Consider the following 24,943-nt stretch of genomic DNA (forward strand, 5'->3'; position numbering starts at 1 on the left):
AAAGTTTTTTATCGTATCTATTCACGATCGTGTATATCTTGCGGAATTGGCATTAATTGGCCCGGGCTGCCGCCTCAGGCCGGCGTTTCCTCCAACTGCCGCAGCAACGCGTCGACACTGCCCTTGGCGTCGCCGAACCACATCCGCGTGTTGTCCTTGTAGAACAGCGGGTTGTCCACGCCGGCGTAACCCGCCGCCATGCTGCGCTTGGACACCACCACGGTGCGCGCCTTCCAGACTTCCAGAACCGGCATGCCGGCAATGGGGCTGCCGGGGTCTTCCAGCGCGCCGGGGTTGACAATGTCGTTGGCGCCCACTACCAGCACCACGTCGGCCTTCTCGAAATCCTCGTTGATCTCTTCCATTTCCAGCACGATGTCGTAAGGCACGCGCGCCTCGGCCAGCAGCACGTTCATGTGTCCGGGCAGGCGGCCCGCCACCGGGTGAATGCCGAAGCGCACGTTGACCCCCTGCGCGCGCAGCCGCCGCGCGATCTCGCTGATGGTGCCCTGTGCCTGTGCCACCGCCATGCCGTAGCCCGGCACGATGATCACGTCGCCGGCGTCCTTGAGCAGGTTGCCGACTTCCTCGCTGGACACCGGCAGCACCTCGCCCTGCTCTGTCGCCGCGCCCTGCGCCTGCACCGCGCCGAAGCCGCCCAGGATCACCGACAGGAACTTGCGGTTCATCGCCTTGCACATGATGTAGCTGAGGATGGCGCCGCTCGATCCCACCAGCGCGCCGGTGATGATCAGCAGGTCGTTGCCCAGCATGAAGCCGGTGGCCGCGGCGGCCCAGCCTGAGTAGCTGTTGAGCATTGACACCACCACCGGCATGTCGGCGCCGCCGATGGCCAGCACCAGGTGCGCGCCGACCAGCAGCGCAATCACCGTCATCGCCGCCAGCGGCACCAGCCCCTGCTGCGCGTCGGGCGCGCTCAGGAAGGCATAGCCCAGCCACACGCACACCAGCAGCGCGATCGCATTCAAGGCATGCCGGCCGGGCAGCAGCATCGGCTTGCCCCCCATGGTGCCCTGCAGCTTCAGGAAGGCGATGATCGAGCCCGTGAACGTGACCGCGCCGATCAGGATGCCGAGGTAGGTCTCCACTTCATGGATGGCCTTCTCCGCGCCGGTCAGCACGTGCACATCGAGGTAATTGGCATAACCCACCAGCACCGCGGCCAGCCCGACGAAGCTGTGCAGCACCGCCACCAGCTGCGGCATCTGCGTCATTTCCACGCGCTTGGCCAGCATGGCACCCGCGAGACCACCCACCAGCATCGCGCCGATGATGATGGCGATGCCGTCGGGGCTGCCCGCCAGCACGGTGGTCAATACCGCGATCACCATGCCGGCGATGCCCAGCAAGTTGCCGCGACGCGCGGTGTCGGGGTGGCTCAGGCCGCTCAGGCTGAGGATGAAGAGCGCGCTGGCGCCCAGGTAAGCGATACTGCTGATTCCGGATGGCATCCCTGTCTCCCCCCTCTAGTTCCGCTGGAACATCTTGAGCATGCGCTGTGTCACCAGGAAGCCGCCGGCGATATTGACCGTGGCGACCAGCACCGCGCAGCCCGCAATCACCGCCGTCACCAGCGACGGCTTGCCCAGCTGCACCAGCGCCCCCACCACGATGATCCCGCTGATGGCATTGGTCACGCTCATCAGCGGCGTATGCAGCGCGGCGGTGACGTTCCACACCACCTGGTAGCCGACAAAGATCGCCAGCACGAACACCGTGAAATGCGCCATGAAGGCCGGCGGCGCGACCGCGCCCAGGCCCAGCAGAGCCATCGCCGCAATGGCCAGCGCGATCAGCGTCGCCCCGGTGCGGCTGCGCGGCGGCTCGGCTTCGGCCAGCACCGGCGGCGTGGCTGCCGGCGCCTGCTGCTGCGGGATCGCCACCGTCAGCGGCGGCGGTGGCCAGGTCACCGCGCCCTGGTGCAGCACCGTGGCGCCGCGGATCATCTCGTCGTCCATGTCGACCACGAGCTGGCCATCCTTGCCCGGCGTCAGCTCCGTCAACAGGTGGCGGATATTGGTGCCATAGAGCTGGCTGGCCTGCGCGGCCATGCGGCTGGGCAGGTCGGTAAAGCCGACGATGGTGACGCCGTTGTGCCGCACGGCCTCGCCCGGCACGGTCAGCACGCAGTTGCCGCCCTGCTCCGCGGCCAGGTCGACCACCACGCTGCCGGCGCGCATCAGGCCCACGGTGCCGGCCTCGAGCAGCCTGGGCGCGGGCTTGCCGGGGATCAGCGCGGTGGTGATGATGATGTCGACTTCGCGCGCCTGCTCCGCAAAGAGGCGCATCTCGGCTTCGATAAAGGCCGGGCTCATCTCCTTGGCGTAGCCGCCGCTGCCGTTGCCGTCCTCTTCGATCTCGACGGTCAGGAACTCGGCGCCCAGGCTTTCGATCTGCTGGCGCACCACCGGACGCGTATCGAAGGCCCGCACCACCGCGCCCAGGCTGCGCGCCGCGCCGATCGCCGCCAGCCCCGCCACACCTGCGCCGACCACCAGCACGCGCGCCGGCGGGATCTTGCCCGCGGCCGTGATCTGCCCGGCAAAGGGCCGCCCGAACGCATGCGCGGCCTCGATCACCGCGCGGTAGCCCGCCATATTGGCCATCGAGCTGAGCGCGTCCAGCTTCTGCGCGCGCGAGATGCGCGGCACGCAGTCCATCGCCAGCACCGTGGCGCCGCGCTGCGTCAGCCGCTCCAGCATCGCCATCTGCTGCGCCGGCCAGACAAAGCCGATCAGCGTGGAGTGCTTCTTCAGCAGCGCCGCCTCTTCCACGCCCATGCCGGGATGGACCTGCGGCGGGCGCACCTTGATCACCACGTCGACCGAGGCCCACAGGCTGGCCGCATCGACAATGGCCGCACCGGCGGCGCGGTAGTCGTCGTCGGAGAACGACGCTTCCTGGCCAGCGCCGGTTTCCACCGCCACCTGGTAGCCCAGCTTGAGCAGTTCCCTGACCGAGTCGGGCGTGGCGGCAACGCGCCGCTCGCCCGGGTGGACTTCGCGTGGCACACCGATCGTCATTGGCATGGCATTCACCATTAGATAGAAAGAATCAGGCGCCGGCTCAGCCGCGCACGTGGTTGACCAGCGAGCCGATACCCGCGATCGCCACCTCGACCACCGCGCCGTCCTTCATCGACCCCACGCCGATCGAGGTGCCGCACGCAATCACGTCGCCGGGCATCAGCGTCAGGTCCTGCGAGATGCGGCTGACCTGTTCCTCGGGCGAGAAGATCATGTCCGACAGCGGATAGTTCTGCCGCTCGACACCATCGAGCCGCGTGATGACGCTGGCGGCCTTCCAGTTGAAGCCGGTGACGATGGCCGGACCGATGCAGCCGAAGGTGTCGAAGCCCTTGGCGCGCGTCCACTGCGGAAAATTGGGGTCCGCCGTGATCAGCTCGGCCGCGGTCACATCGTTGACCACGGTGTAGCCGAAGATATGCGCACCAGCTTCAGCCACCGATACATTGCGCGCCTTCCTGCCGATCACGATGCCCAGCTCGCCTTCATAGACGATCTTGCCGTCGTAGCTCCTGGGGCGCTGCACCGCATCGCCCGGACCCGCCAGCGACGAAGCCGGCTTGATCAGGAACAGCGGGTGCGTGGGCACGGCCTTTTCCAGCTTGCGCGCGAGCGCATGGAAGTTGTTCCACAGCGCCACCACCTTGCCCGGCGCGCAGGGCGCGACCAGTGTCAGCGACGCGCGGTCATGCACGGCGCCGGTGGGAGTGGGCTCGTCAAAGATGTCGCCGTCATACTCGACGACACGGTTACCATCGGCGCCATCAATGCGGCCATGGCCGATGCTGCCGTCGGCGCGGCGAAAGCGTATCCAGGTTTGCACAGCATGCTCCTTGCGCAGGCAAAGGGAGGCCCCTGCCTGCGCCGATGTCGGTTGCAGGGTCTTGGAAGAAATGGGAAAACGGGCGGCGCGCGCCCCGAATCGTCATTCCCGCACAGGCGGGAATGACGTCAGGCTTGCGTCATACCGCGCCGGCCAGCTTCATCGCGGCGATCTGCGCCGGCGAGCGCCCCAGCCACTCGAGGATCTCTTCGGTATGCTCGCCCAGCAGCGGCGAGCGCTCGATCTCCACCGGCGATGCGGACAGCGTGATGGGGCAGCCCAGCTGCACGTAGTTGCCGCGCTGCGGGTGCTCCAGCTCCTTCAGGTAGCCGCGCTGGTACAGCGACTCGTCCTCGATCAGGTCCTTCATCGACAGGATCGGGCCGCACGGCACATCGACTTCGTTGAGCGCGGCCATCACATCGAACTTGCTGCGGCCGCCGGTCCATTTCTCGATCACGGCAAAGCAGTCGGCCAGGTGCTTGAGGCGCGCCTCCGGCGAAGCGTAGTCCGGGTTGGTGATCAGGTCCTCGCGCCCGCACAGGCGCATCAGCGGCTCCCAGCCCTGCGGCTGGATGATGACGTAGACATAGTCGTTGGGGCCGCCCGGCGCGCAGCGCAGCGCCGCGCCCGGCTGGCCGCCGCCCGAGGCATTGCCCGCGCGCGGCACGTGGTCGCCAAAGTCTTCGTTCGGATACTCGCGCAGCGGGCCGTTGGACAGGCGCTGCTGGTCGCGCAGCTTGACCCGGCACAGGTTCAGCACCGCGTCCTGCATCGCTACTTCCACGCGCTGGCCGCGGCCGGTGTGCTCGCGCTGCAGCAGCGCGGCCAGGATGCCGACCACGCAATGCACGCCCGTGCCGGAATCACCGATCTGTGCGCCGGTGACAGTGGGAACGCCCTCGGCATCGCCCGTGGTGGAGGCCGAGCCGCCCATGCACTGCGCCACGTTCTCATACGCCTTGCAGTCCGCGTACGGCCCCGGACCGAAGCCCTTGATCGAGGCATAGACCAGCCGCGGGTTCAGGTCCTGCAGGTGGTCCCAGTCAAAGCCGGCGCGTTCCAGCACGCCGGGCCCGAAGTTCTCGATCAGCACGTCGCTGCGCTGAACCAGGTCTTCGAGCAGCGCCTTGCCTTCCGGCGTCTTCATGTTCAGCGTGAGGCTGCGCTTGTTGCTGTTGAGCATGGTGAAGTACAGGCTGTCGGCGTTGGGCACGTCGCGCAGCTGGCTGCGGGTGATGTCCCCGCGCCCCGGCATTTCCACCTTGATCACGTCCGCGCCCAGCCACGCCATCAGCTGCGTGGCCGAGGGGCCCGCCTGGACATGGGTCATGTCCAGGATGCGAACGCCTTGCAGTGCCTTGGTTTCCATTTCGGATGTCTCCTAGGGCGATGGTTTTACTTGTAGATGATCTGGTTCCTGGTGCCCGGTGCGTATGCCGCGTCGGCTTCCTTGATGACATACGGTATGTGATATATCAGAAGAGCGCAAGAGGAGTTTCGCGGATGTGGCACAATTTTCTACGGTGCATTGCAGCAATCAGCAGGTTTTGCCCGCGAATCCGGACCAGAAGTGGGAAACGCAGTGGAAACCCGGATCAGCCAGGCACCGTCCCCTTCACATTGATATATCACATACCACAACGCAAAACGCTGGTCCGCTATCCGGAAACGCACAAAAGAAAAACGGCGGACCTGAGTCCGCCGTTTTTCCGCCCTGCCCCGACCGCCTTCAGTCGAGGAAGTCGCAATGCCTTTCCACATAGTCAGCCAGGTCCAGCGAATGCTGCCGCACCAGCCGCTCGGCCAGCTCGGTATCCCGCTTCTCCAGCGCCTCGATGATGCGCAGGTGGTCCACGATCGAACGCGCCGCCCGGTCGCTCTGCGAGATCGTCATCTTCCGGATCGCCCGCACGTGGATAAAGATATTGCGGATCGTGTCCATGATGATCTGCGACTTGGACAGTTGCACGATCGCCTGGTGGAAAACAATATTGGCGTCCGAATACTCTTCGATATGCTCGGCCGGCGTGGAGTCGCGGAAGCTGTCGAACATGCTGCGCAACTGCGCGATCTCGGCATCGGTGGCGTTCTGCGTGGCCAGCCGCGCCGCCATGCTTTCCAGCGCGGCCCACATCTGGATCATCTCCACGATCTCGCGCTTGGTCTTGCGCATGATGTAGATGCCGCGCCGGGGCACGGTGCGCAGGAAGCCTTCCTGCTCCAGCAGCGTCATGGCCTCGCGGATGGGCGTGCGGCTCACGCCCATGGCCTCGCTCAGCACCCGTTCATCGAGCCGGATCTCGTCGCGCGACTGGTAGATGTCGGCGTCGGCGATGGCCTGGCGCAGCATGGCGTAGGCCTGGTCGCGCAGGCTGGCGCCGGCGTTGATCGGTTGCACGGACAAGGCCAGCCCGTTGGGCTGGACGATGGATTGGCTTTGCGCAGACATGAATAAGCTCGTGTGAGACCAGCGGCAAGGCGGCCGGAATGGCTGCCATCCGCATTCCCGCACAGCTTAGCAAAAACGCCTGACCCATTATGAAAACGCATCAAACAATGCGCAGTCCTCATGCATCGGCACAGTAGCGGTGCGCGGTCTGTCGTATATGGTATATCACTATCGCCCTGCCTTCTCGCCTTGCAAGCCAGGCATACGCAATGTTTGCGCGCCTGGCGTGCGTCAGGGGACACCTGAGCCGTCGGTGTCCCCTGCCTCCGGCCCCCGTCAGGCGGCCAGCTTTGCCATCGCGTCGCGCTGCTTGATCAGCCCCAGCACGGCGTCGCACATCGGCGTGGGCTGGGCGATCAGGCGGCCCATTTCCTGCACCACGGTCAGCAGCGGGTCGATTTCCATGGCCCGCCCGGCCTCCAGGTCCTGCAGCATCGAAGTCTTGTGCGCCCCCACGGCACCGGCGCCGTCGATGCGCCGCTCCACGTCGACCCGGAACTTGACCCCGAAGCGCTCGGCGATGCCCTGCGCCTCCACCATCATCTGCCGCGACAGCGTGCGCGTGGCGGGGTCGGCAGTGATGACGTCGAGCGTGGCATGGGTGAGCGCGCTGATCGGGTTGAAGCACAGGTTGCCCCACAGCTTGAGCCAGATCTCGTCGCGGATGTTGTCGCGCACCGGGGCTTCCAGGTCGGCGGCCATCATCATCTCGCTGAGCCGGGTCACACGCGTGGAACGGCTGCCGTCAGGCTCGCCCAGCGGAAATTTCTTGCCATAGACATGCTTGATTACGCCGGGCGCGATGATTTCAGCCGCGGGATAGACCACGCAGCCAATCGCCCGCTCCGGCCCCAGGCCCTTCCACTGGCGCCCGCCGGGATCGACGCTTTCCAGCGTGCTGCCGGCCAGTTCGCCGCCATGCTTGTAAAAGTACCAGTACGGAATGCCATTGACGCCAGTCACGACCGCGGTTTCCGGCCCCAGCAGCGGCTGCATCTGCTCCACCACGCCCGGCACGGAATGCGCCTTGAGGGTGATGAACACATAGTCCTGGTGCCCGAGTTCGCGCGGATCGCTGGTGCAGCGCACCTTGGCCACGCGCTCTTCGCCGTCGATCAGCAGCTTGACGCCATGCTCCTGCATCGCCGCGAGATGCGGGCCGCGCGCGACGAAGCTGACCTCCGCCCCCGCGCGCGCCAGTTGCGCCCCGACATAGCCGCCGATGGCGCCCGCGCCGTAGATACACACTTTCATTGCTGTCTCCTTGATGGCTCGATTGGATGCTTTGATATATCACATACTATATTCCATAAGAGCACATAGCAACCTTGTCAAACGCGCTTTATCTTTCCGCCTCACACTGCGACGCCAAGCGGCGCTGCGCTAACATGACGCCTGCATGCGCCTCCGGAGGATCACCGCCGGGCGCCCGCCGTGCAAACCCGACACCCGGAGCTCTCATGGAAGCATCGTTGGCATTGCTGCAGGACCCCGCCGCCTGGGCGGCACTGGCCACGCTGGTGGCAATGGAAATCGTGCTGGGGATCGACAACCTGATCTTCATCTCGATCCTGACCAACAAGCTGCCCGAAGCCATGCGCGAGAAGGCGCGCAAGATCGGCATCAGCCTGGCGCTGGTGATGCGCCTGGGCCTGCTGGCCACCATCGCCTTTATCGTCAAGCTCACCGAACCGGTGTTCACGATCCTGGGCCAGGGGCTGTCGTGGCGCGACATCATCCTGATCGCCGGCGGCGCCTTCCTGGTCTGGAAGGCCACGCGCGAGATCCACCACCACGTCTCGGCTGACGAAGACGCCGAGGACAGCGGCACGGGCAGGGCGGTGCAAAGCTTTGCCTCGGCCATCGGCCAGATCCTGGTGCTGGACCTGGTGTTCTCGATCGACAGCATCATCACCGCGGTCGGCATGACCGAGCATGTGCAGATCATGTTCGTGGCGGTGATCGCCGCGGTGCTGGCGATGCTGTTCGCGGCCACGCCGCTGGCCAACTTCATCAACCGCAACCCGACCATTGTGATGCTGGCGCTGGCCTTCCTGATGATGATCGGCATGACACTGGTCGCGGAAGGCCTGGGCACCCATGTGCCCAAGGGCTATATCTATACGGCAATGGCGTTCTCGGCAGCGGTCGAGGGGCTGAACATGCTGGCGCGGCAACGGCGTCAGCGGCGCCGGGCCGGGCAGGCGCACTGACGTGCCGCGGAGGCCGCTTGCAGAGGGAACTGTGGGCGGCCCGCCTGTAACAGAGGGTGTCCGAACTTTTCCCGGGCGGCGGCGTCTCTTACAGTTCTGCACAACCCCGGACAGATGAAAGGACGCTCTCGCCACATGATGAACCGCCGAACCCTGCTGGTCTCCGCCACCGCCTCGGCCGCGCTTGCCGCGCTGGGCCTTACCCCGTCGGTGCTGGCAGCCAGCCGGATCAAGCTCGGCGAGCCTCAGCCGTTCGGTTTCGACGCCCTGATCGACCGCGCCCGCACGCTCGCCGGCAAGCCCTACGCGCCGCCCCCGTCTCCGCCCGCGGACGTGCTGTCGCGCATCGACTACGACGCCCACGGCAAGATCCGCTTCCGCACCGACGACGCGCTCTTTGCCAACGGCCCGGGCCAGTTCCCGGTCACCTTCTTCCACCTCGGCACCTACTTCCGCACGCCCGTGCGCATGCACGTGATCGAGCGCGCCAAGGACGGCCCCGGCAAGGCCCGCGAGATCGTCTATGACGACGCCTATTTCGACATGCCCGCCGACAGCCCCGCGCACAAGCTGCCACCGGGCAGCGGCTTTGCCGGTTTCCGCTTCCAGGAAAGCCGCCTGGGCGACCAGAAAACGCGCGACTGGCGCAAGAACGACTGGGTCGCCTTCCTGGGTGCATCGTATTTCCGCGCCATCGGCGAGCTGTACCAGTACGGCCTGTCCGCGCGCGGCATCGCCATCGACGTGGCCGAGGCGGGCAAGCAGGAAGAATTCCCCGCCTTCACCCACTTCTGGTTCGAGACGCCCGAAGGCAACACCGATACCGTCACGGTCTATGCACTGCTGGACGGCCCCAGCATCGCCGGCGCCTACCGCTTTGTCATGCAGCGTGGCAAGGCCGTGATCATGGACGTGGAATGCGCGCTGTTCCTGCGCAAGGACGTGGCCCGGCTGGGGCTGGCGCCGCTGACTTCGATGTACTGGTTCTCGGAAAGCATCAAGGGCACCGCCGTCGACTGGCGCCCGGAGGTGCATGACTCCGACGGCCTGGCGCTTTGGAACGGCGCCGGCGAGCATATCTGGCGCCCGCTGAACAACCCGCCGCAAACCACGGCGTCGGCCTTCTCCGACGAGAACCCGAAGGGCTTCGGGCTGCTGCAGCGCGACCGCCTGTTCGACCACTACCAGGACGGCGTCAACTATGAGCGCCGCCCGAGCCTGTGGGTCGAGCCGCGCGACGGCTGGGGCGCCGGTTCGGTGCAGTTGGTGGAACTGCGCACCGACGACGAGATCCACGACAACATCGTCGCCATGTGGGTGCCCAAGGCCCCGGCCAAGGCCGGCAGCACCTACCGGCTGCGCTACCGGCTGCACTGGCAGGCCGACGAGCCCTACCCGTCGCCGCTGGCGCGCTGCGTGGCCACACGCCTGGGCAACGGCGGCCAGCCCGGCCAGCCGCGGCCCAGGGGCGTGCGCAAGTTCATGGTCGAGTTCAAGGGCGCGCCGCTGGAGAAACTGCCCTTCGGCGTCAAACCCGAAGCGGTGCTGACGGCCTCGCGCGGCAGCTTCTCCTACGTCTTCACCGAAGCCGTGCCCAACGGCGTGCCCGGCCACTGGCGCGCCCAGTTCGACCTGACCGCCGACGGCAGCCAGCCGGTCGACATCCGCCTGTTTCTGCGCCTGAACGGCAAGCCGCTGTCGGAAACCTGGCTGTACCAGTACCACCCGTTCCAGTCGCCGGCAGGCTGAGGCGCCGGGCCGTTTACAGCATATTGCGACGCCGTGATGTCATGCGCGCACGAGCGGGTATGATGGCTGGCTACGACAGTCCAACTGCATCAGCCAGCCTCACATGATTTCTCAAGAGTTCGCCGGCGCCGCCGAAGGCGGCCAGGCCGCATCGCTTCCGCGCTCGGAGCGCGCCTACCAGCAGCTGCGCGCCGCCATCCAGGCCGGCCAGCTTTCCCCCGGCACGCGGCTGCGCGAGGTGGAACTGGCTGAAACCCTGGGCCTGTCGCGCACGCCGGTGCGTGAAGCGCTGTCCAGGCTGGAGTCCGAAGGGCTGGTCGTCAACGAGCCCAACCGCGGCATGATGGTCACCCAGCTCGACGCCAGCATGGTCAGCGAGCTGTACGTGATGCGCGAAGTGCTGGAAGGCACCGCCGCCGCGCTGGCCGCGCGCCACGCCACCGACGTCGAGATCTCGCTGCTGCGCGATATCGTCGAGCGCGACCTGGCCATCGCCGACGACCCCGACCGGCTCGCGCTGAACAACCGGCTCTTCCACGAAACCCTGCACCGCTGTGCCCACAACCGCTACCTGCTGAAGAACCTGCGCTCGCTGCATGAGTCGATGGCGCTGCTCGGACGCACCACGCTGGCGGTGCCGGGGCGCGCGCGCAGCTCCTACGAGGAACACATCTCGCTGGTCGAGGCGCTGGAAAAACGCGACCCGGCACTGGCCGAGCAGATCGCGCGCCGGCATATCCAGCAGGCCTACAAGGTGCGGCTGTCGCTCTGGATCCAGGAACAGTCGGGCAGCTGAGTTGCCCGGCCGCAGCCCGCGGTATCAGGCCGCGTGGCTCCGCGCCCTGCGCAGCGTGCCCAGGCTCAGCACCGTCAGCGCCACCAGGATCAGCGCCACCGCGCCCAGCGTCTGCGGCGCGATCCGCTCGCCGCCCAGCCAGGCGCCCATGGCCAGCGCCACCGGCGGGTTCACGTAGACATAGCTGGCCGACAGCGTCTGGCTGACCGTCGACACCAGGTACATATAGGCGGAGAACGCCACCAGCGACCCCGCTACCACCAGGTAGACCCAGGCCCAGCCGGCCTGCGCGCTGACCGACGCCGGCCACGGCTCCTGGCGCAGCACCGACAGCACCATCAGCACCGCCCCGCCGATCAGCATCTCCGCCGCAAACGCCGCCGCGCCCTGGGGCAGATCCAGCCGTCGCGCCAGCTGCGAGCCAAATGACCAGCTCGCCACCGCCAGCATCAGCGCCACCACGCCCCCGGTACTGACGCGGAATTCCGCGCCCGCGGTCAGTACCAGGATGCCCAGGCTGCCGATCGCGATCGCCACATACTCATACCACTTCGGCCGGTTGCCGAAGCAGGCACTCCAGATCAGCGCAAAGATCGGCATCGAGCCGATCATGACTGTGGTCGCGCCTGAGGAAATGGTTTGCTCGGCAATTGCAGTCAGCCCCATCCCGCCCACCAGCAGGAACAGCGCCGGCACGGCGCAATTGCGCAACAGCCGCCACGACGGCATCGGCGTGCCGCGCCAGGCCAGCCACGCGGCCAGCAGCAGGCCCGCGCACAGGAAGCGCGTGCCCATCATGAACAGCGGCGGAAAGCTCTCCAGCGTAAAGCGGATCGCCAGATAGGTCGTGCCCCAGACCACGTAGGTGATCAGCAGGCAGAGCAGAACAAGCGGAGGCATAGTCGGGGCAGGCGTTCAGGGGAAGGCATCCACGATAGCCTCCTCCACCGCCGCGACCAAACGAAAAGCTCTGGCAAGTCTTGTGAAAATTCTTCACAAGTTACGCCATGGTTGCGCACCAAACAAAAACCGGCCGCGTTCCGCCGGACGGGCGCACGTATGGCCGGTTCTACAACGCAGCCCGCGAAAGGCCGCAACTACTATGCTGCAAGCCGCACTTTAGCCGTTGGCGTAAACCACCTTGGCCTTGCGGGCCTGGCTCTGCAGGCGATCGATCACGTTCTGGGCGAAGGCAACCGCGCGCTTCAGATCGTGGGCGAAGCCCAGGCTTTGCGTACCGAGTTCACGGTCGATCAGTTCGCGTTCGAGTTGGTCAGTCAGCTTGATATCGGAGTGGGTGTTCATGGCGTCCTTCCTTTCGGGATTACCCTTATGGGGTTTTCCCTGATTGTAGCAAAGGAATTGTCGCAATGCAGCATTAGGTGAAAGTACGTATGTGGGAAAGCAACGGTCAGCTGAGAAACGCAACCATGAGATGTCGCTTCGAGCCTCTCGTGCCTACCTAAAAAAAACGACACGTTATGCCTTACAAAGCGCTACCAAAATGCTCTTTTAGCCACTTTCTGATTGCTGTAGCGACTTCCCATTCACCAAACCGGCGAGATACGTGCCCCATTGCATGTCTGATTTGCCGCTCTGTGATGGCCTCACCCATGTCCTCTAAGCGAATTTCAGCCGCTGACGCCACCAAGTTAGCAAGCTCCTGAGTCCGCTTCAGGGACCCACGCATCCTTGCGTCATTTCGCACTAGCTGACACGCGCTCCAGATGGCTGGAAACCGATCAACTAGATACTGCGAAGAAACATTGAGCCTGTTCGCCAGCCTCATGCCAGAAACACACTCCGTGCCCTCCCTGAGCATCTCCTCGAAGGCGGCCTGCACTACGGCATCATCTACCGGCAAATCTTCGATTGGAGCCCGCCGCACGCTGCGATAGACATACTTCTCCGGTGTCGAGCATGCGGCGCTTGTCGCCGCATCTCGAAAGAGGCCAACTAGTCCCCAACTGCAAACGCTCGCGAGTGCCAGCAGGCCTGGCAGGTTCGGGCGTTGTTTGCCCAATATCCAAGACTGAATGTACGCGGGTGAGAGTCCAACCTCTTTAAGCATGTTGCACTTGGCTGCCCCGAGTGACTCAAAACTCTCCGCGATTCCCCGACGTAATCCTTCCGCCGAAAGCTCGCCTCCGCCCGACGCGAAGGCCACCAGTTCCCCTATTTCTTTCGCCGCCCATAGCTCTTCGTCGCTGGCGTCTACTGGCTGCCCTGCTTGACATCGCATTCCCAACCGGCCACAGCGATGACAAACCCCGTTGAGTTGTATCGCGAACGATCCTGGTACGCGCTTAGAACTATCGCTTCCGCAATTGGGCTGCATGAGACGGATGCGATGCACGGGGCAGGCCCGGACCGCCGCGAACTCCCACAAAACGCGACCGTACAGAGTATCGAGCCTTCCCTCAAGACAAAATGGACAGAATTTATTGTTTCGATTAGCAAGGCCGGTTCGACTTAACAGAGCTGTCAAATTTATCAGGCTTGCCGCCTCGGCATCAATTTCCCCAGTGAGGTCCGCAATTCGACATGCTATATGCTGCACGACAACACTGTCTGTCGAAATAGAAAATGATTTCTTGGTCCGTAAAATTGGATGACTGACCCCTGTCAGCCCTAAGAACGCCAAACCAGGCTTGAAGTAGAAATCGAAGAGAGTGCCGACGCGAACGTGATGTGCAAAGGCGATTCGCCGATATGCACTTTGCAGCGACTCGGCCTGGGACGTTCCTTTCCCTGCCCACACAAACGGGAAGAGCTCTGTGTTGAAAGACGCATCATACAGATATCTCGACATTTGATACCACGCCAAATACAGTGATTCATCTTCTTTATACTTCAGCAGCAAGGTGACCGTCGTCAAACCCACGCACCTTCATCTCGCCCTCTTCGAATTCCTCCTTAATTCTTGCAATCTTCACCAACGATAATCTAGTATCCTCTATGAAACCATCATCCCATTTTCCATTATTTCGATTTTGCAATTGGAGGATAGCCTCACTTCTTTTTTTTGTCATTCTCATATTTCCAAGACAATTATCATAAAAATGATTCAGATTCCCCACAAACTTTGGAGCATCTGGCCACGGCCACTTACCCTCCATTGTTTGCAAAATTTCCCCATATAATTTCATCTCCTTTTGCTCATATGATTCGATCTCTTTTTTTTTGGCTTTTGCGGGGTAGCCTGAGATTGCACCATATCGCGGAAGGTAGAGATCCATGCTCCGCAATTGAACCTGCGCATATCCCGTCACAGCCTTTATCATTTCGAATCCGCTTATTAGAATAATCTTCGGCCCATCATCTTTAGCAAGGGACTTAATGGTGTCCAGAGTCGCGTGCAAGTTTCCCATTCTAAAAAAATGAAATGCCTCGTCGATTGCGAGCGCAAGTACTTTACGCATCCTCAGAACATGAAGCATCTCCCGCCTCCTCACATCAACTTTCCGGGCATCTCGTCGCGGCACCATCAAAACCCTGTCATCCATCTCCGACACGCCATATTTTTTTTCATCCATCACTTCCCTTGAGAGCCAAATAACGTTGTCGTATAAAGCACTGACCTCCATCGGCCTTCCGATGGTTGCTGGAGCCTCTACAAAAAAAATTCCGCCGGGATATCCAAAGTCGTCTGACTCGAGCAACGCCGGCACCAACTCCTTGACCAGAGTTGTCTTCCCAGCACCTGAAACACCGGATAGAGAAATAATCGACACATCATTATGAGGATGTAGAAATTCAATCATCCTATCTGCAACCCGCTCCAGATTTCTGTGATGAACTCTAAGGTTATTGAGATAACGAACCTTCTCCAAACCGGAGAACCCATATATCTGTTCCATTTGACCTTCCTATTTATCATCATCTATAGAAATTGGTTCGTCGCCACGCTTCTGGAGTTACTGCCGGAAAATCATTCCGCACTCCACCTTTCTTGAAAACTTCCGTTAATTTCCGTGTCGATGAAGGGTTCGATTCCCTTGACTGCGTGACAATTTCCTCGGCAGAAAACGGCTCCGATGAAGAAGTCAGCGTAGCGTGTGTGGGTGTTATTGGTGTTGAAGCGGCTTCGAGCACCGCGGCCTCCGTTCGGCACGGCTCAACGCGATCACCGTTATTTATATCCATCAAAGGCTTAACAACACCATATCGAATCTGATGGGTCTCTTCATCCAGCTCGACGCCCAGCCCTAGGCTGTCCAGCAAAGTGGACTCCTCCATGCATCTGATCCGGATAGCCAGGCGCTCATCCCATTCCTCCGCCCGCAGAAGCTTATCCTGGAAGCTCACCGCACTCGCTAACAGTCGTGCTCTGTTGTGCTCCGCGACGGTTAGCGTGTAGTTTTGCCTATCGGCTATGGAAAGCTCGTAAGAAGTGAAGTGCCTGAGGTCTGGATTCCTCGAGTATGCGACCTTCCATTCCTCTTCAATGTAGACGTAAATAACCGCTGCGCATTGTGGCTCAGCTCTTACAGGAACGAAGGTACCAGTCTTTGCCCGGAAAATGGCATTGTTAGTGTAATATTCACCCAATACCCAGATTCCAGACTGCTGAATTTTTCTCTCTCCGCTACCAATAAGTGGTGCCGTCAGGACCAAAAGATCAAAGTCATATTCCGCAGGAATAAAATTCTCGACCCCACAATATTTACCTTGATGTAGCTCGTAAGCTTCGGGGGTCATCCCAAGATCGACGTCAATATTTATTTTTGTTCGAAAGTGGAAGAAGTATTCCTCGTAAGCGCGATACAATCCAGGAAATGTCCATTCGGCATCGTCTTTTGGGCTAGTTTTTCCGGTGTAAAGTCGCGCAGACTTAAGGTGTGACGTATTTCCATGCATTTGCATGTCAACTTCCTTCTCGCGAGCGCTATTCTGCGACTCAATCGGCGATCCCGAACGCGGATCGGTGCCCTTTCGCTGGCGGATTTTGCAACCAAGAGCGTCCTTAAGTTCATGAACAGATTCAGTACTCAGATCCGTCGCACGGTCAACGACATATTCCTTTGCTATGCACGGCCATCTTCGCGCGTAATCGCGGATTGCCATAAGGCACGACGCAGTATTCGGCGCCCGGAAGCTCATATACATCGCTCGCGCCTGTTTCGTGGCAGGCTCCCAGACTAACGTCAGCCATGGCCGTCCCAAGTTCTTTCTGGTGAATGGATGTATGACTTCGACGTCAGCTTGCGTGTGGTCAATGTGGCAAAGCTGATGTGGCAGCCCGCCATGCGGAGAGTTGTGAAGCCTTATCCCTGCTCTAAGTGAGGCCACCTTGTAGTTTGCACGCTTCCCAAGCTTGTTGACGGAAACGCTATGGATGTCCACACGTATCTCGAACGCTGGACGGCACATCGGTTCGATGCCCTGTTCCCTACACCGGTTCAGGTAGACCCGATACGTCGCAGCTTTGGTCGCAGACGGCGTCCCATCAAACACCTCATGTATCACGTCACGAGCCAAATCCTCATGCTTCTCGGTAAATCTTGGCTCGCGGTTTCCAGGGCGGCGGTCTGTTCCCAGCGCAACAATTTTCCTCGGTCGTGTGTGGGCGGTCTTGATAAGCGCACGCCAGCGTTGTGCAGTCCGCTTGCACGGCCTAAGCCCGGTATCCAGTTTTCCTTCCAGATACTGGAGCCGCGCGATGCCCCGCTTCCGCTCACTGTCGGAAAGCTTAAAAAACTCAGCTCGTAGTCGTGGCTCTACTGAGCCATCGAGACGAATGTCTTGATTGAAACTCTTAAGTTGACTGGCTTCATCAATTCCAACGCACAGCGCATTGCTGCCTTGCCCTTGCAGGATCACTTGGTCTCCAAAGACATGTGCAATGTAGCTCTTCCCTTGATACCGAAGGTGATCGCCTGACTCCACAATGCCGTTACCTGGTAACGGCAACGTCTTAGGAGGATCCTGGGATGATCGCCAAGCCTCCAGTAGGTCGTAATCCCGAAAAACGACGCTTTCCGCGGAATTCAGCCGTTCGTTGATGAGATCAAACGCAACGAGCCCGGAATCAATGGCCTTGCGAATTGTGTCGCCCTGAAAACCGTGGCCGTCGACGCACTCTCGGATCGTCATGAAACCGACTGATTCGAACGCTGCCAGGACGCGACTGCACTCATCAGGCGATAGCGGAGCAGAATCGTCCCGGTGGTAGCGATCCAGGTCATTCACGTTGTCCAAAAGAACATAGGGAATACTCGCCACACTATGGACCTCGTACGCCAAATTGATCTTGTCGTATTCCTGTTCGGCTGTTAGCCAACGCCAATCTTGGGTAGCGTCATCCAGTACGTAGTCCTGACCGGCTCCGAATCGCTTCAAGAGTTCACTGTCGTTGAAGAAGTCGATGACAGAGAAGCCACTTGCCCGGAGAACGACGAACATTGGATGATGGTGTTTGCGTCCCGTAGCCCGGCCATTGCTGTCGTACGTCTTCCATTCATGCTCGAACGGCTGGTGCCAGTACCCAAGCACCGTGGGGTCGCGTTCATAGAGTTCGGAAACGGGGGAAGCAATATTCCTTCCGCTCAATGCGATCCGTCTCCCCATCTTTCTGCTCATCCGATGGTCAACACAACCGCCTGCTGGTCTTGCCAGCTTTGACAAGTCACGCCTCCACATTTCCTTGAGCAGTACTTCCCCAGCCCAAGGAATCCGGTGTTGAACAATCGCGGCGTGAAAGACATCTTCTCGCATTCACGGCTCCTTGTTGCCCGGTCGAAGTGGCGTCTTAGCGGGTTCCCGCAATAACCGCCAAGCCTCCAGTAGCTCGTAGTCCCTAAAAACAACGCTTTCCGTGGAATCCAACCGGTCATTGATAAAGTCAAATGCAACGAGGCCACAATCAATAGCCTTACGGACGATGTCGGTCTGAAGACCATGACCATGGACGCACTCTCGGATCGTCATGAAGCCTACTGAATCGAAAGCTGCCAGGACGCGACTGCACTCATCAGGCGATAGCGGGGCGGAATCGTCCCCGTGGTAGCGACTCCTGTCCTTCACGTTGTCTAGTAGAACACGTGGAAGACTCGCCAGACTGTGGACCTCGTAAGCAAACTTAACCTTGTCGTACTCCTGTTCAGCCGTTAGCCATCGCCATTCTTGAGTAACCGTGTCCCGCACGTAGTCACGACCGGCTTCGAAGCGCTTCAAAAGCTCACTGTCAGATTGAAAATCGACAATAGAGAACCCGCTTGCGCGGAGAACGGCGAACATCGGTCGATGGTGTTTGCGTCCCGTCAGCCGTCCGTTGCTGTCGTACGTATGCCATTCATACTCGAACGGATGGTGCCAGTACCCAAGCACCGTGGGATCGCGTTCATAGAGCTCGGAAATCGCACAAGCAACGCCTTTTCCCTTTAGCATGCCCCGCCCCCCCATCTTTCCGGTCATCTGATGCTCGCCCCACTCGCTAGCAGATTTTGATACCTTCGCCACGTCACGGCCCCACATTTCCTTGAGGAGAGCCTGCCCAGCATGAGGAATCTGATGTTGGACAATTGCAGCTTGAAAGACTTCTTCTCGCATTCGTAGCTCCTCCTCGGCCGGTAGCCTTTCACGTTGTCCGAAGAATCCGGAATACTCTCCGCAGTGGAACCTCATAGGCTAAATTGACCGTGGTCATACTCCTGCTAAGCTGTTAGCCATTGGCAATCTTGAGTGACACCGTCTAACAGATTAGTCCTGACCAGCTTCTGATTGCTTCAAGTGTTCGCTGTCGGAGCGGAACTCGAAGACATCGAACCCGCTTTCGCGGCCAACGACGAGCATCGGTTGATGGTGTTTGCTTCCGGACAGCCTACTGTTTCTGCCGGACATATGCCATTCAGTCGCGAACAGCTGATGCCAATATCCATGCACTGCAGCATTGCCTTCAAAGAACTCCGAACCCGGCCAGCCGGTCAACGCAATCCGCCCATCCATCGCGCCGCTCGTCCAATGGTCGACGCAACCGCCAGGTGCTCCTGATAGCTTTGCCATGCTGGGGGGCTCCGTAACCGAATCCACGTGACCTCCGCGGCGCCCATTGCTGACTGGTGCAACGTCCCAATTCAGAGCGGAACGACTGGTGTAGTTGCTCGCTTGGCAGTAGCGGCACCACCTTAGCTGCGAGTCGAAATTAGCGACAGATATGCTCCTTGTACCGTGACCCCCGTGCCGCCACGGTTGGCACACCAATTCCACGAGCGCCGCAAATGACCAAGGAAGCCTTCTTAACCATCTGGAAATGGCCTCTTTGGTCCCTCTGTGGATTTGTCCCGATTTTCCAATGCCACTGACTGCATATCGGCTCAATTGCGGGCTGGCGTATGTGGCGCACAGTTTGGCGCACAGATGGTTCCATCGGCTGGACCGACCATACCTGGACAAGTGATATACCTCATTGAGATTTGCACCTCGAGAAGAGCTCGGAAATTCCACCGACATTGGAGCAAACGAGTTCACCTCCCGCTGTCGCTCCAAGGAGCGTAGCTGGTATGGCGCAGGGTATGTCGCTCGCACCGCTTGACCTATCGCCTTTGGCTCCAAGCGAACACGCAGTCCTTCCAACCGCTGAGTCTGTTGACGTGCTACTACATGCATGGCTTACCTCCCTATCAATTCATCGCCCATCCGGACCCGCCGGCCATCGCCCTTCGCTCGAGCTAGCTCCCTACCACTATCTCCTCCGAGGGTTCACCCTAGGTGCCGCAAGCCGCACACCGGACAGAAAACGGCCGTTGGCCTGCACCCTGTCTCCAGTCTTCAATTCCGTTCGCCACGCGCCGAAATTCCAACTCCTAAATGAACCGGGCTGACGCTGAACTTCGGAGTTCCACGTCAGACGAGACATCAGGTCCTCCGGCGATTTCGTGCTGATGGCACGAATCCTTCTCGTTGCTGGGTCATAGGCGATGATGAGCATGAGCGTGGGTGCCACGGCGCGTCTGTTGGTCACCATCTTCACCGCGAACTCCGAGCAATCGATGAGAACGGGATCAGTGCTGGCAGCTGCGTCCCGACGACGCAATGGCACAGCAGAATGTGTATATCCAACCGTACCGTAAGACCGAGACGTCATAGCGCCCTCCGATACTCTGCACTTGCTCCCCGGCAGTCAGAGTGGAGTTCCGAGTTCAGAGCCCATCCGACACGCAAATCTAAGAGAGAGAGAGTCATACACAAGCCCAGGAGCCTAGCGAGGACTTCCCAGGAAGCGTCGCAGACAGCCTTGCAAGCGGCAAGCGTCCCATATCCAAAGACCGATCACCGCGCTTAATCTCTTTCCGCCTTCCAGCAGCCAATGCAACGTGTCCCAAACGCTTGCCGGGACATTGGCGTGATACCTTGCTGACTGCACCGGTACAGGTAGACCGTATATGCCATGATCTTGGTCGCAGCCGGTGACACGTCGAACACCTCACGGACCACGTCACGAACCAAATCTTCATGCTCCGCAGTGAATCTAGAGCCGCGGTTGCCATGACAACTACCTGAGCCTGGCGGAAGCTTTACATCAGTCAGTGCTACGAGTCCTTTCATGTGACTCCCCGCAGCGGCGTACGCAGCCTTCCACGCGACGAGCTTTCTCTTGTCCAAGGACGGATTACCGTTCGTTATCATTTCCCATCTCCTTTGAGCCAACTCAACTTGAGCCTGGGTATGTTCGTATAACTTCATTCCCTGACTCGGGTCGACAGGACACTTCTTGTGCCTCTGAGCAGCGTTTCCTGCTAGTTGCGCACCTTGCTTCCCGCAATCAATTGACCTTGCTTTCATCATCCACCTCCGAGAGCCGTTGCCTAAGGTTCGCACAGTCCATGATGAGCATCATCGGAATGCCTGTGGGGAAATTCTTCTTCATCCAAATTCGGATAGCCTCCTTGACAATCTCGCGACTCACCTGGCGTTCAACTTCATTTCGCCAGGGCGGCGGCAATATGAGATTCCCGATCCCTTTCGACGAGATCTCTCCGTTCCTCAGCGGTTTCGTGGCAATGCAGTTCCTTTGCGCCCTTGTCATCGCCTACTCCTTTGTGTTGTGCGGGATGTCGACATCAACTGCCAGACAGACGCCTCAGCGGTTCGGCCTTCTTTGTCGATCAGGTGTATTCAACGCTCTTTAGCCCGAACGCTTCCGCAGGTCTATCAAGGAATTTCCAACAAGGTCGAAGACGCAGAACGAACCCAAGAAGCCATAGAATGAACGACCCACGCGCAGAGCGTGCAACGACTGTCGGAAGAGGAAGTTAACTGCCACGACCATGCTGCGCTTCCCCAAACCCCAACATAGCCTCGTGGTGCCTTCATGCAAGACGAAGCAGTGAGGAACTCGAGATCAAGGGCTGCACGAATATGTCTTCTCCGTCGTGGTCCGTGCCGAAAGAGACACTCGGTCTCACTATGGTGCTCGTCCCGCCAACCGGCTATTTGCGCTGAAGTTGGTTGACGCACGCCTAGGCCATCCTCGCAATTTCTCCGAGCCTCTACGTTGCATCGCGCAGGTCCGTGCGCTCCGATTCGTGACCGTACTGGCACCTGTTGACCAATGCTGTCGGGCTGCCACGTTAGACATTCCGATGGGAGGGCTATGACGATGCGGCCGCTTTCGTTCTGGTTGCCTTGCGCTGACAGTTGCTTGCTCATTTCCCACTCCCTACCGACCACCCCACCGCCTGCACCATCGCCCTAAAACTTCAATCGTCCATCGGGGTTTACGGTACATCATGAAAAATTTTACGCAAGGAAATTCTTGACTATTTCTCCGGCGAATACAGCAGAGTCATGCTCGCAAATTTTTTGACGTGAAATCCTTATTCTTTAGATATATTGTTGAATATCACTATTCGCTACTCGCGAATTTCTTGATTTTCGATATATCAAATCCACTAATTACGTGTGATATTGCATCATGAAGAGCCGCCGCCAGGTCCTCTAGTACCAGCGGCGCAGCCAGCCTACATGTATATGTTAGAAAAGCCCTGTCCGCTCCAGCTCCTGAGCGCGTCGCCCGGTCTCTGCATGAACGTACACAGACGTCGTCGCGAGTGAAGCATGACCTAGCTGGCTCTGTACAACATCGAGAGCGACACCGTGTGCAACGGCATGGTTGCCAAACGAATGACGCAGCCAGTGCGCGGAAGCCTTTGCGAGACGCTGCGCACTTACCGGATCATCCTTCTCCATCGCATGGGCCGTATCTTTAAAGAAACCCTTGTAGATGGCGTGGAGTTGTCCCGCCGATATATTCCCTGCTTTGCCATCCGCCTTCACACGCCCAATCAATGGCGTCGCGGGATGTAGTCGCCCAATGTCGTCGCCCAACCCCCGGCGTTTTAGATAGCGAGTCAACGCCTGCATGACGGCATGTGACACATGCACTTCCCGCTCAAGCGTTCCCTTCCCTACAAAGACCAGCGACCAGCTCCCGCGCGGATCCTCTGGATGGTCTTGATGCACGAGTTGCCCGACAGCGGCTCTAGCTTGCTCCGCAATTCGAAGTCCGGTCGCATAAGCAAAGCGCAGCATGAATTGAAGACGTGCACTGCGAGGGTCATCGTCCGGTAGCTCCGCGGCATATCGCTGAAGGAATGCCCATTGCGACTTGGTGAAGCTTCGTGAGACCTGGATTCTCGTCCGAGCACTCTTGGGCTTTGGCACCAGGGCGAACGGGTTGTATCGGAGATATTGAGCATCGACCAGCCATCGACAGAGACTGCTTACCACCGTGTAGCTCTGGCGAATGCTCGCCGATGACAACGGTCCTGCAAATGGACGCCAGTCATACCGGAAACGTGGCACGCCTCGTGGCCCAACCCACCGTTCTGCTGGCTGAGGATTGGCAAGGAAGTCCAGAAAGGCGGCGCAATCCTCTACTGTCAAATCGGATAGCGCTTTGCCCTGCGCAAAGACTGCCCACAATAAGAGTCTCTCTGCATGGCAACGATACGTCTTCCAAGTAGCACTCCCCGCCGGCCCGTGGACAGTTAGCCAGGCCTGGATGGCCGCGAGGTCGTTCTGTGCAGATGTTCGTGATGTCGTGCCTGGCGGTGGGCGGTTGTGCCCATTTCGTCCATCACAAGCAAGCGGCAACTGCAGTGCCTCCAACGGAGCCACCATGACAGCAGCAGGACGCAAACTCGCCAACTCTTCATGCGATGCGACTCTTCGAGGCACAAGTGCTGCCGAAGCAATGACGCCTAGCGTTGGTGCCGCTTCGATGAGCCAGGCTGTCAGGCGACGCGCCGTGGTCGGGCCGATTCCTCGCGCTAGCCGGTACCAGCGAATCCCGCGCATGACGACCTGCTGTTTGAGGTCGTCGAGAGTCGCCAGACCCGCCCGCGAGAGACGGGAAGCCACCGCCGGGGCAAACCACGCCGCAACGGAATCTTCCGGTGCAGGCGTCCGGGTCAGATACGGCCTGACCAGGTCAAGCGCCAGCAACTGCCGGGCGCGGCGCCTGCGTTGATCGCGTGAATGCTCGCCGACGGTGGTGAACAGCTCCCGCCACGTCGTCTCGTCGAGCAACTCGGCCGCCTCAGTTGGCGTCCCAGAGACGCCTCGTTCCGACTGAAGCCTCTGCACACCCCGAAGCAGCTCAGCCTCTATTACCCGGACCTCGGCGCGAGCCGCCCGCCGGTCGGCTCCCGTCTCGAGGTAACGGTCACCGAGTTCCGCCAGGTCCAGACCTTCGATGACACCTCGATAGAAGGCGAAGTGATGGGCGCCCAGGTACCGAACGGCCGAGATCGGAGTACCTGGCCCACGCCGCCGATTAGCGCTGCCGCCCTCCGCAACGGTCTGTCCTTCCGCCCTTGAGCCCCGTGTGCTGGCACCCATGACGCAGTTCCTTCCGGACCAAGGCAGCGACGTCCGAATTTGGCCTCTTCCGCTCGTCCGCTGATGCAGATATCTGCTGATATCTTGATAGGCGATTTTGGTCGTCAATACGAGGAGCAAAGCTTTAGCGTGAAGCAGAGGGCGCCAATTTCTGCTAATTGCCGGAACTAGCGATCGCCGATGGCATCACCGTAAGAGGCATTCTTCTGCCTCTTACGCGTAGACTTCGATCATAATCGGCAAAAAAAGGGGGCTTATGAATATTGATAAGTCCGCTCTATCCATGTATGACGCCGGCGATCCTGGCCGCTCATTGACTGCGCCAGCTGAATGGTCAGACATCTCAATTTCTTCTCTCACCTTTCCCCCCCCTTGACAACCATTTGTCGTTGAACTCTCTTTAAGGGCGTACTGCGGGAGATTGCTATGGCTTCTCGGACGGCCACCACACACGAACAGATTCAGGCTCTCGTGGGGAGAGAGTTACCGGAGCTTCAACTCGCGGGCTCCTGGCTACTGGTGTCGAAGCGCCTCCCGCTGAGGGCGGCCTCGGGCGTAATGACCATGTTCATCGACCTCCATCGCGGGACCTGCCTCAGTCTCGAGCTCCTGGTCGCGCCTCTGGGATCGACCATTGGGGCGTGGCTGAATTCGGCGCTCCCTGCGCCGGGGACATTGAGCCGCATTTACTTCGATGGCAACAAGACCATTCACCAGGGAGCGCTTGTGGCGTGGGGCGCCGCCCACGGGCTTCCCGTGATCATTCATCCCGGCTGCGAAGCCACAGATTCCGTGAGCACCCTGATGGGCTCGCTAATGAACGCCATAAACGGCTCCACAAGCATCTCCCTGGATGAACTGCGCAATGTTCTCGAAGATTGGCGTATGCGTTACAACGCGCAACTTGGGCGCGACGACTGATCACGTGCGACTGCGGAATTCCGCCACGTACGTCGGGGCAGGGACAATCGGCAGATTTCTGCCGGTTATGTTGGAAACTGCGGGGTAAGCGGCAAATAT

19 protein-coding genes are annotated in these 24,943 nt (G+C 60.3%); 5 read left to right on the top strand and 14 right to left on the bottom strand.

Features of this window, described 5'->3' with window-relative positions:
* Nucleotides 1-74: 74 nt before the first annotated feature.
* The 6 genes from pntB to ACREYQ_RS25785 form a co-directional block, all read right to left on the bottom strand.
* Nucleotides 75-1,472, bottom strand: a complete 1,398-nt coding sequence (pntB, locus tag ACREYQ_RS25760) for a Re/Si-specific NAD(P)(+) transhydrogenase subunit beta (RefSeq protein WP_432260813.1) — start codon at nt 1,470-1,472, stop codon at nt 75-77.
* A gap of 15 nt (nt 1,473-1,487) precedes the next feature.
* Nucleotides 1,488-3,050, bottom strand: coding sequence for a Re/Si-specific NAD(P)(+) transhydrogenase subunit alpha (locus tag ACREYQ_RS25765; RefSeq protein ID WP_432260814.1), 1,563 nt, complete (start codon nt 3,048-3,050; stop codon nt 1,488-1,490).
* 37 nt (nt 3,051-3,087) lie between these two features.
* Nucleotides 3,088-3,870, bottom strand: coding sequence for a fumarylacetoacetate hydrolase family protein (locus ACREYQ_RS25770; RefSeq protein WP_432260815.1), 783 nt, complete (start codon nt 3,868-3,870; stop codon nt 3,088-3,090).
* A gap of 139 nt (nt 3,871-4,009) precedes the next feature.
* A complete protein-coding gene (gene frc / locus ACREYQ_RS25775; RefSeq protein WP_432260816.1) occupies nt 4,010-5,242 on the bottom strand; it encodes a formyl-CoA transferase in 1,233 nt (410 codons plus the stop codon).
* Between the two features lie 360 nt (nt 5,243-5,602).
* Nucleotides 5,603-6,322, bottom strand: a complete 720-nt coding sequence (locus ACREYQ_RS25780) for a GntR family transcriptional regulator (RefSeq protein WP_432260817.1) — start codon at nt 6,320-6,322, stop codon at nt 5,603-5,605.
* 276 nt (nt 6,323-6,598) lie between these two features.
* Nucleotides 6,599-7,576, bottom strand: coding sequence for a 2-dehydropantoate 2-reductase (locus ACREYQ_RS25785; RefSeq protein ID WP_432260818.1), 978 nt, complete (start codon nt 7,574-7,576; stop codon nt 6,599-6,601).
* Nucleotides 7,577-7,782: 206 nt separating this feature from the next.
* Here ACREYQ_RS25785 and ACREYQ_RS25790 point away from each other — a divergent pair, with 206 nt between their 5' ends.
* From ACREYQ_RS25790 to ACREYQ_RS25800, 3 genes are all read left to right on the top strand, one after another.
* Nucleotides 7,783-8,535 carry a TerC family protein gene (locus ACREYQ_RS25790; protein ID WP_432260819.1) on the top strand — a complete coding sequence of 251 codons (753 nt, stop codon included), beginning with the start codon at nt 7,783-7,785 and terminating at the stop codon, nt 8,533-8,535.
* A gap of 135 nt (nt 8,536-8,670) precedes the next feature.
* Complete coding sequence (locus tag ACREYQ_RS25795; protein WP_432260820.1) at nt 8,671-10,284, top strand: glucan biosynthesis protein; 1,614 nt, start codon at nt 8,671-8,673, stop codon at nt 10,282-10,284.
* 103 nt (nt 10,285-10,387) lie between these two features.
* Nucleotides 10,388-11,080: a GntR family transcriptional regulator gene (locus tag ACREYQ_RS25800; RefSeq protein WP_432260821.1), complete on the top strand. Its 693-nt coding sequence runs from the start codon at nt 10,388-10,390 to the stop codon at nt 11,078-11,080.
* A 24-nt stretch (nt 11,081-11,104) separates the two neighbouring features.
* On the opposite strand, the gene yedA is transcribed toward ACREYQ_RS25800, so the two are convergent.
* From yedA to ACREYQ_RS25835, 7 genes are all read right to left on the bottom strand, one after another.
* Nucleotides 11,105-11,980, bottom strand: a complete 876-nt coding sequence (gene yedA / locus ACREYQ_RS25805; protein ID WP_432260822.1) for a drug/metabolite exporter YedA — start codon at nt 11,978-11,980, stop codon at nt 11,105-11,107.
* A 219-nt stretch (nt 11,981-12,199) separates the two neighbouring features.
* Nucleotides 12,200-12,385, bottom strand: coding sequence for a hypothetical protein (locus tag ACREYQ_RS25810; protein WP_432260823.1), 186 nt, complete (start codon nt 12,383-12,385; stop codon nt 12,200-12,202).
* A gap of 181 nt (nt 12,386-12,566) precedes the next feature.
* A complete protein-coding gene (locus ACREYQ_RS25815; protein ID WP_432260824.1) occupies nt 12,567-13,958 on the bottom strand; it encodes a TniQ family protein in 1,392 nt (463 codons plus the stop codon).
* Complete coding sequence (locus ACREYQ_RS25820) at nt 13,927-14,940, bottom strand: ATP-binding protein (protein ID WP_432260825.1); 1,014 nt, start codon at nt 14,938-14,940, stop codon at nt 13,927-13,929. Before ACREYQ_RS25820 ends, ACREYQ_RS25815 begins: the two co-directional genes overlap by 32 nt.
* A gap of 19 nt (nt 14,941-14,959) precedes the next feature.
* Nucleotides 14,960-17,797 (bottom strand): hypothetical protein, encoded by a 2,838-nt coding sequence (locus ACREYQ_RS25825; RefSeq protein WP_432260826.1) that lies wholly within the window; start codon nt 17,795-17,797, stop codon nt 14,960-14,962.
* Nucleotides 17,798-18,631, bottom strand: a complete 834-nt coding sequence (locus ACREYQ_RS25830; RefSeq protein WP_432260827.1) for a hypothetical protein — start codon at nt 18,629-18,631, stop codon at nt 17,798-17,800.
* A 150-nt stretch (nt 18,632-18,781) separates the two neighbouring features.
* Nucleotides 18,782-19,084: a hypothetical protein gene (locus ACREYQ_RS25835; protein WP_432260828.1), complete on the bottom strand. Its 303-nt coding sequence runs from the start codon at nt 19,082-19,084 to the stop codon at nt 18,782-18,784.
* 1,820 nt (nt 19,085-20,904) lie between these two features.
* Here ACREYQ_RS25835 and ACREYQ_RS25840 point away from each other — a divergent pair.
* Nucleotides 20,905-21,210 (top strand): hypothetical protein, encoded by a 306-nt coding sequence (locus ACREYQ_RS25840; protein ID WP_432260829.1) that lies wholly within the window; start codon nt 20,905-20,907, stop codon nt 21,208-21,210.
* 844 nt (nt 21,211-22,054) lie between these two features.
* Here ACREYQ_RS25840 and ACREYQ_RS25845 read toward each other — a convergent pair.
* Nucleotides 22,055-23,611 (bottom strand): phage integrase family protein, encoded by a 1,557-nt coding sequence (locus ACREYQ_RS25845; RefSeq protein WP_432260830.1) that lies wholly within the window; start codon nt 23,609-23,611, stop codon nt 22,055-22,057.
* An 876-nt stretch (nt 23,612-24,487) separates the two neighbouring features.
* Between ACREYQ_RS25845 and ACREYQ_RS25850 the strand changes: the two genes are divergently transcribed.
* A complete protein-coding gene (locus ACREYQ_RS25850; protein WP_432260831.1) occupies nt 24,488-24,844 on the top strand; it encodes a hypothetical protein in 357 nt (118 codons plus the stop codon).
* Nucleotides 24,845-24,943 lie beyond the last annotated feature (99 nt).

The organism is Cupriavidus sp. TMH.W2 (genome assembly GCF_050847365.1).
In the GTDB taxonomy this organism is placed as follows: domain Bacteria; phylum Pseudomonadota; class Gammaproteobacteria; order Burkholderiales; family Burkholderiaceae; genus Cupriavidus.

Coding starts and splice junctions, on each gene's coding strand:
- pntB (WP_432260813.1), bottom strand. CDS start 1,472: ATGCCATCCGGAATCAGCAGTATCGCTTACCTGGGCGCCAGCGCGCTC.
- ACREYQ_RS25765 (WP_432260814.1), bottom strand. CDS start 3,050: ATGCCAATGACGATCGGTGTGCCACGCGAAGTCCACCCGGGCGAGCGG.
- frc (WP_432260816.1), bottom strand. CDS start 5,242: ATGGAAACCAAGGCACTGCAAGGCGTTCGCATCCTGGACATGACCCAT.
- ACREYQ_RS25780 (WP_432260817.1), bottom strand. CDS start 6,322: ATGTCTGCGCAAAGCCAATCCATCGTCCAGCCCAACGGGCTGGCCTTG.
- ACREYQ_RS25785 (WP_432260818.1), bottom strand. CDS start 7,576: ATGAAAGTGTGTATCTACGGCGCGGGCGCCATCGGCGGCTATGTCGGG.
- ACREYQ_RS25790 (WP_432260819.1), top strand. CDS start 7,783: ATGGAAGCATCGTTGGCATTGCTGCAGGACCCCGCCGCCTGGGCGGCA.
- ACREYQ_RS25795 (WP_432260820.1), top strand. CDS start 8,671: ATGATGAACCGCCGAACCCTGCTGGTCTCCGCCACCGCCTCGGCCGCG.
- ACREYQ_RS25800 (WP_432260821.1), top strand. CDS start 10,388: ATGATTTCTCAAGAGTTCGCCGGCGCCGCCGAAGGCGGCCAGGCCGCA.
- yedA (WP_432260822.1), bottom strand. CDS start 11,980: ATGCCTCCGCTTGTTCTGCTCTGCCTGCTGATCACCTACGTGGTCTGG.
- ACREYQ_RS25810 (WP_432260823.1), bottom strand. CDS start 12,385: ATGAACACCCACTCCGATATCAAGCTGACTGACCAACTCGAACGCGAA.
- ACREYQ_RS25820 (WP_432260825.1), bottom strand. CDS start 14,940: ATGGAACAGATATATGGGTTCTCCGGTTTGGAGAAGGTTCGTTATCTC.
- ACREYQ_RS25825 (WP_432260826.1), bottom strand. CDS start 17,797: ATGCGAGAAGATGTCTTTCACGCCGCGATTGTTCAACACCGGATTCCT.
- ACREYQ_RS25830 (WP_432260827.1), bottom strand. CDS start 18,631: ATGCGAGAAGAAGTCTTTCAAGCTGCAATTGTCCAACATCAGATTCCT.
- ACREYQ_RS25835 (WP_432260828.1), bottom strand. CDS start 19,084: ATGGCAAAGCTATCAGGAGCACCTGGCGGTTGCGTCGACCATTGGACG.
- ACREYQ_RS25840 (WP_432260829.1), top strand. CDS start 20,905: ATGATGAGCATCATCGGAATGCCTGTGGGGAAATTCTTCTTCATCCAA.
- ACREYQ_RS25850 (WP_432260831.1), top strand. CDS start 24,488: ATGTTCATCGACCTCCATCGCGGGACCTGCCTCAGTCTCGAGCTCCTG.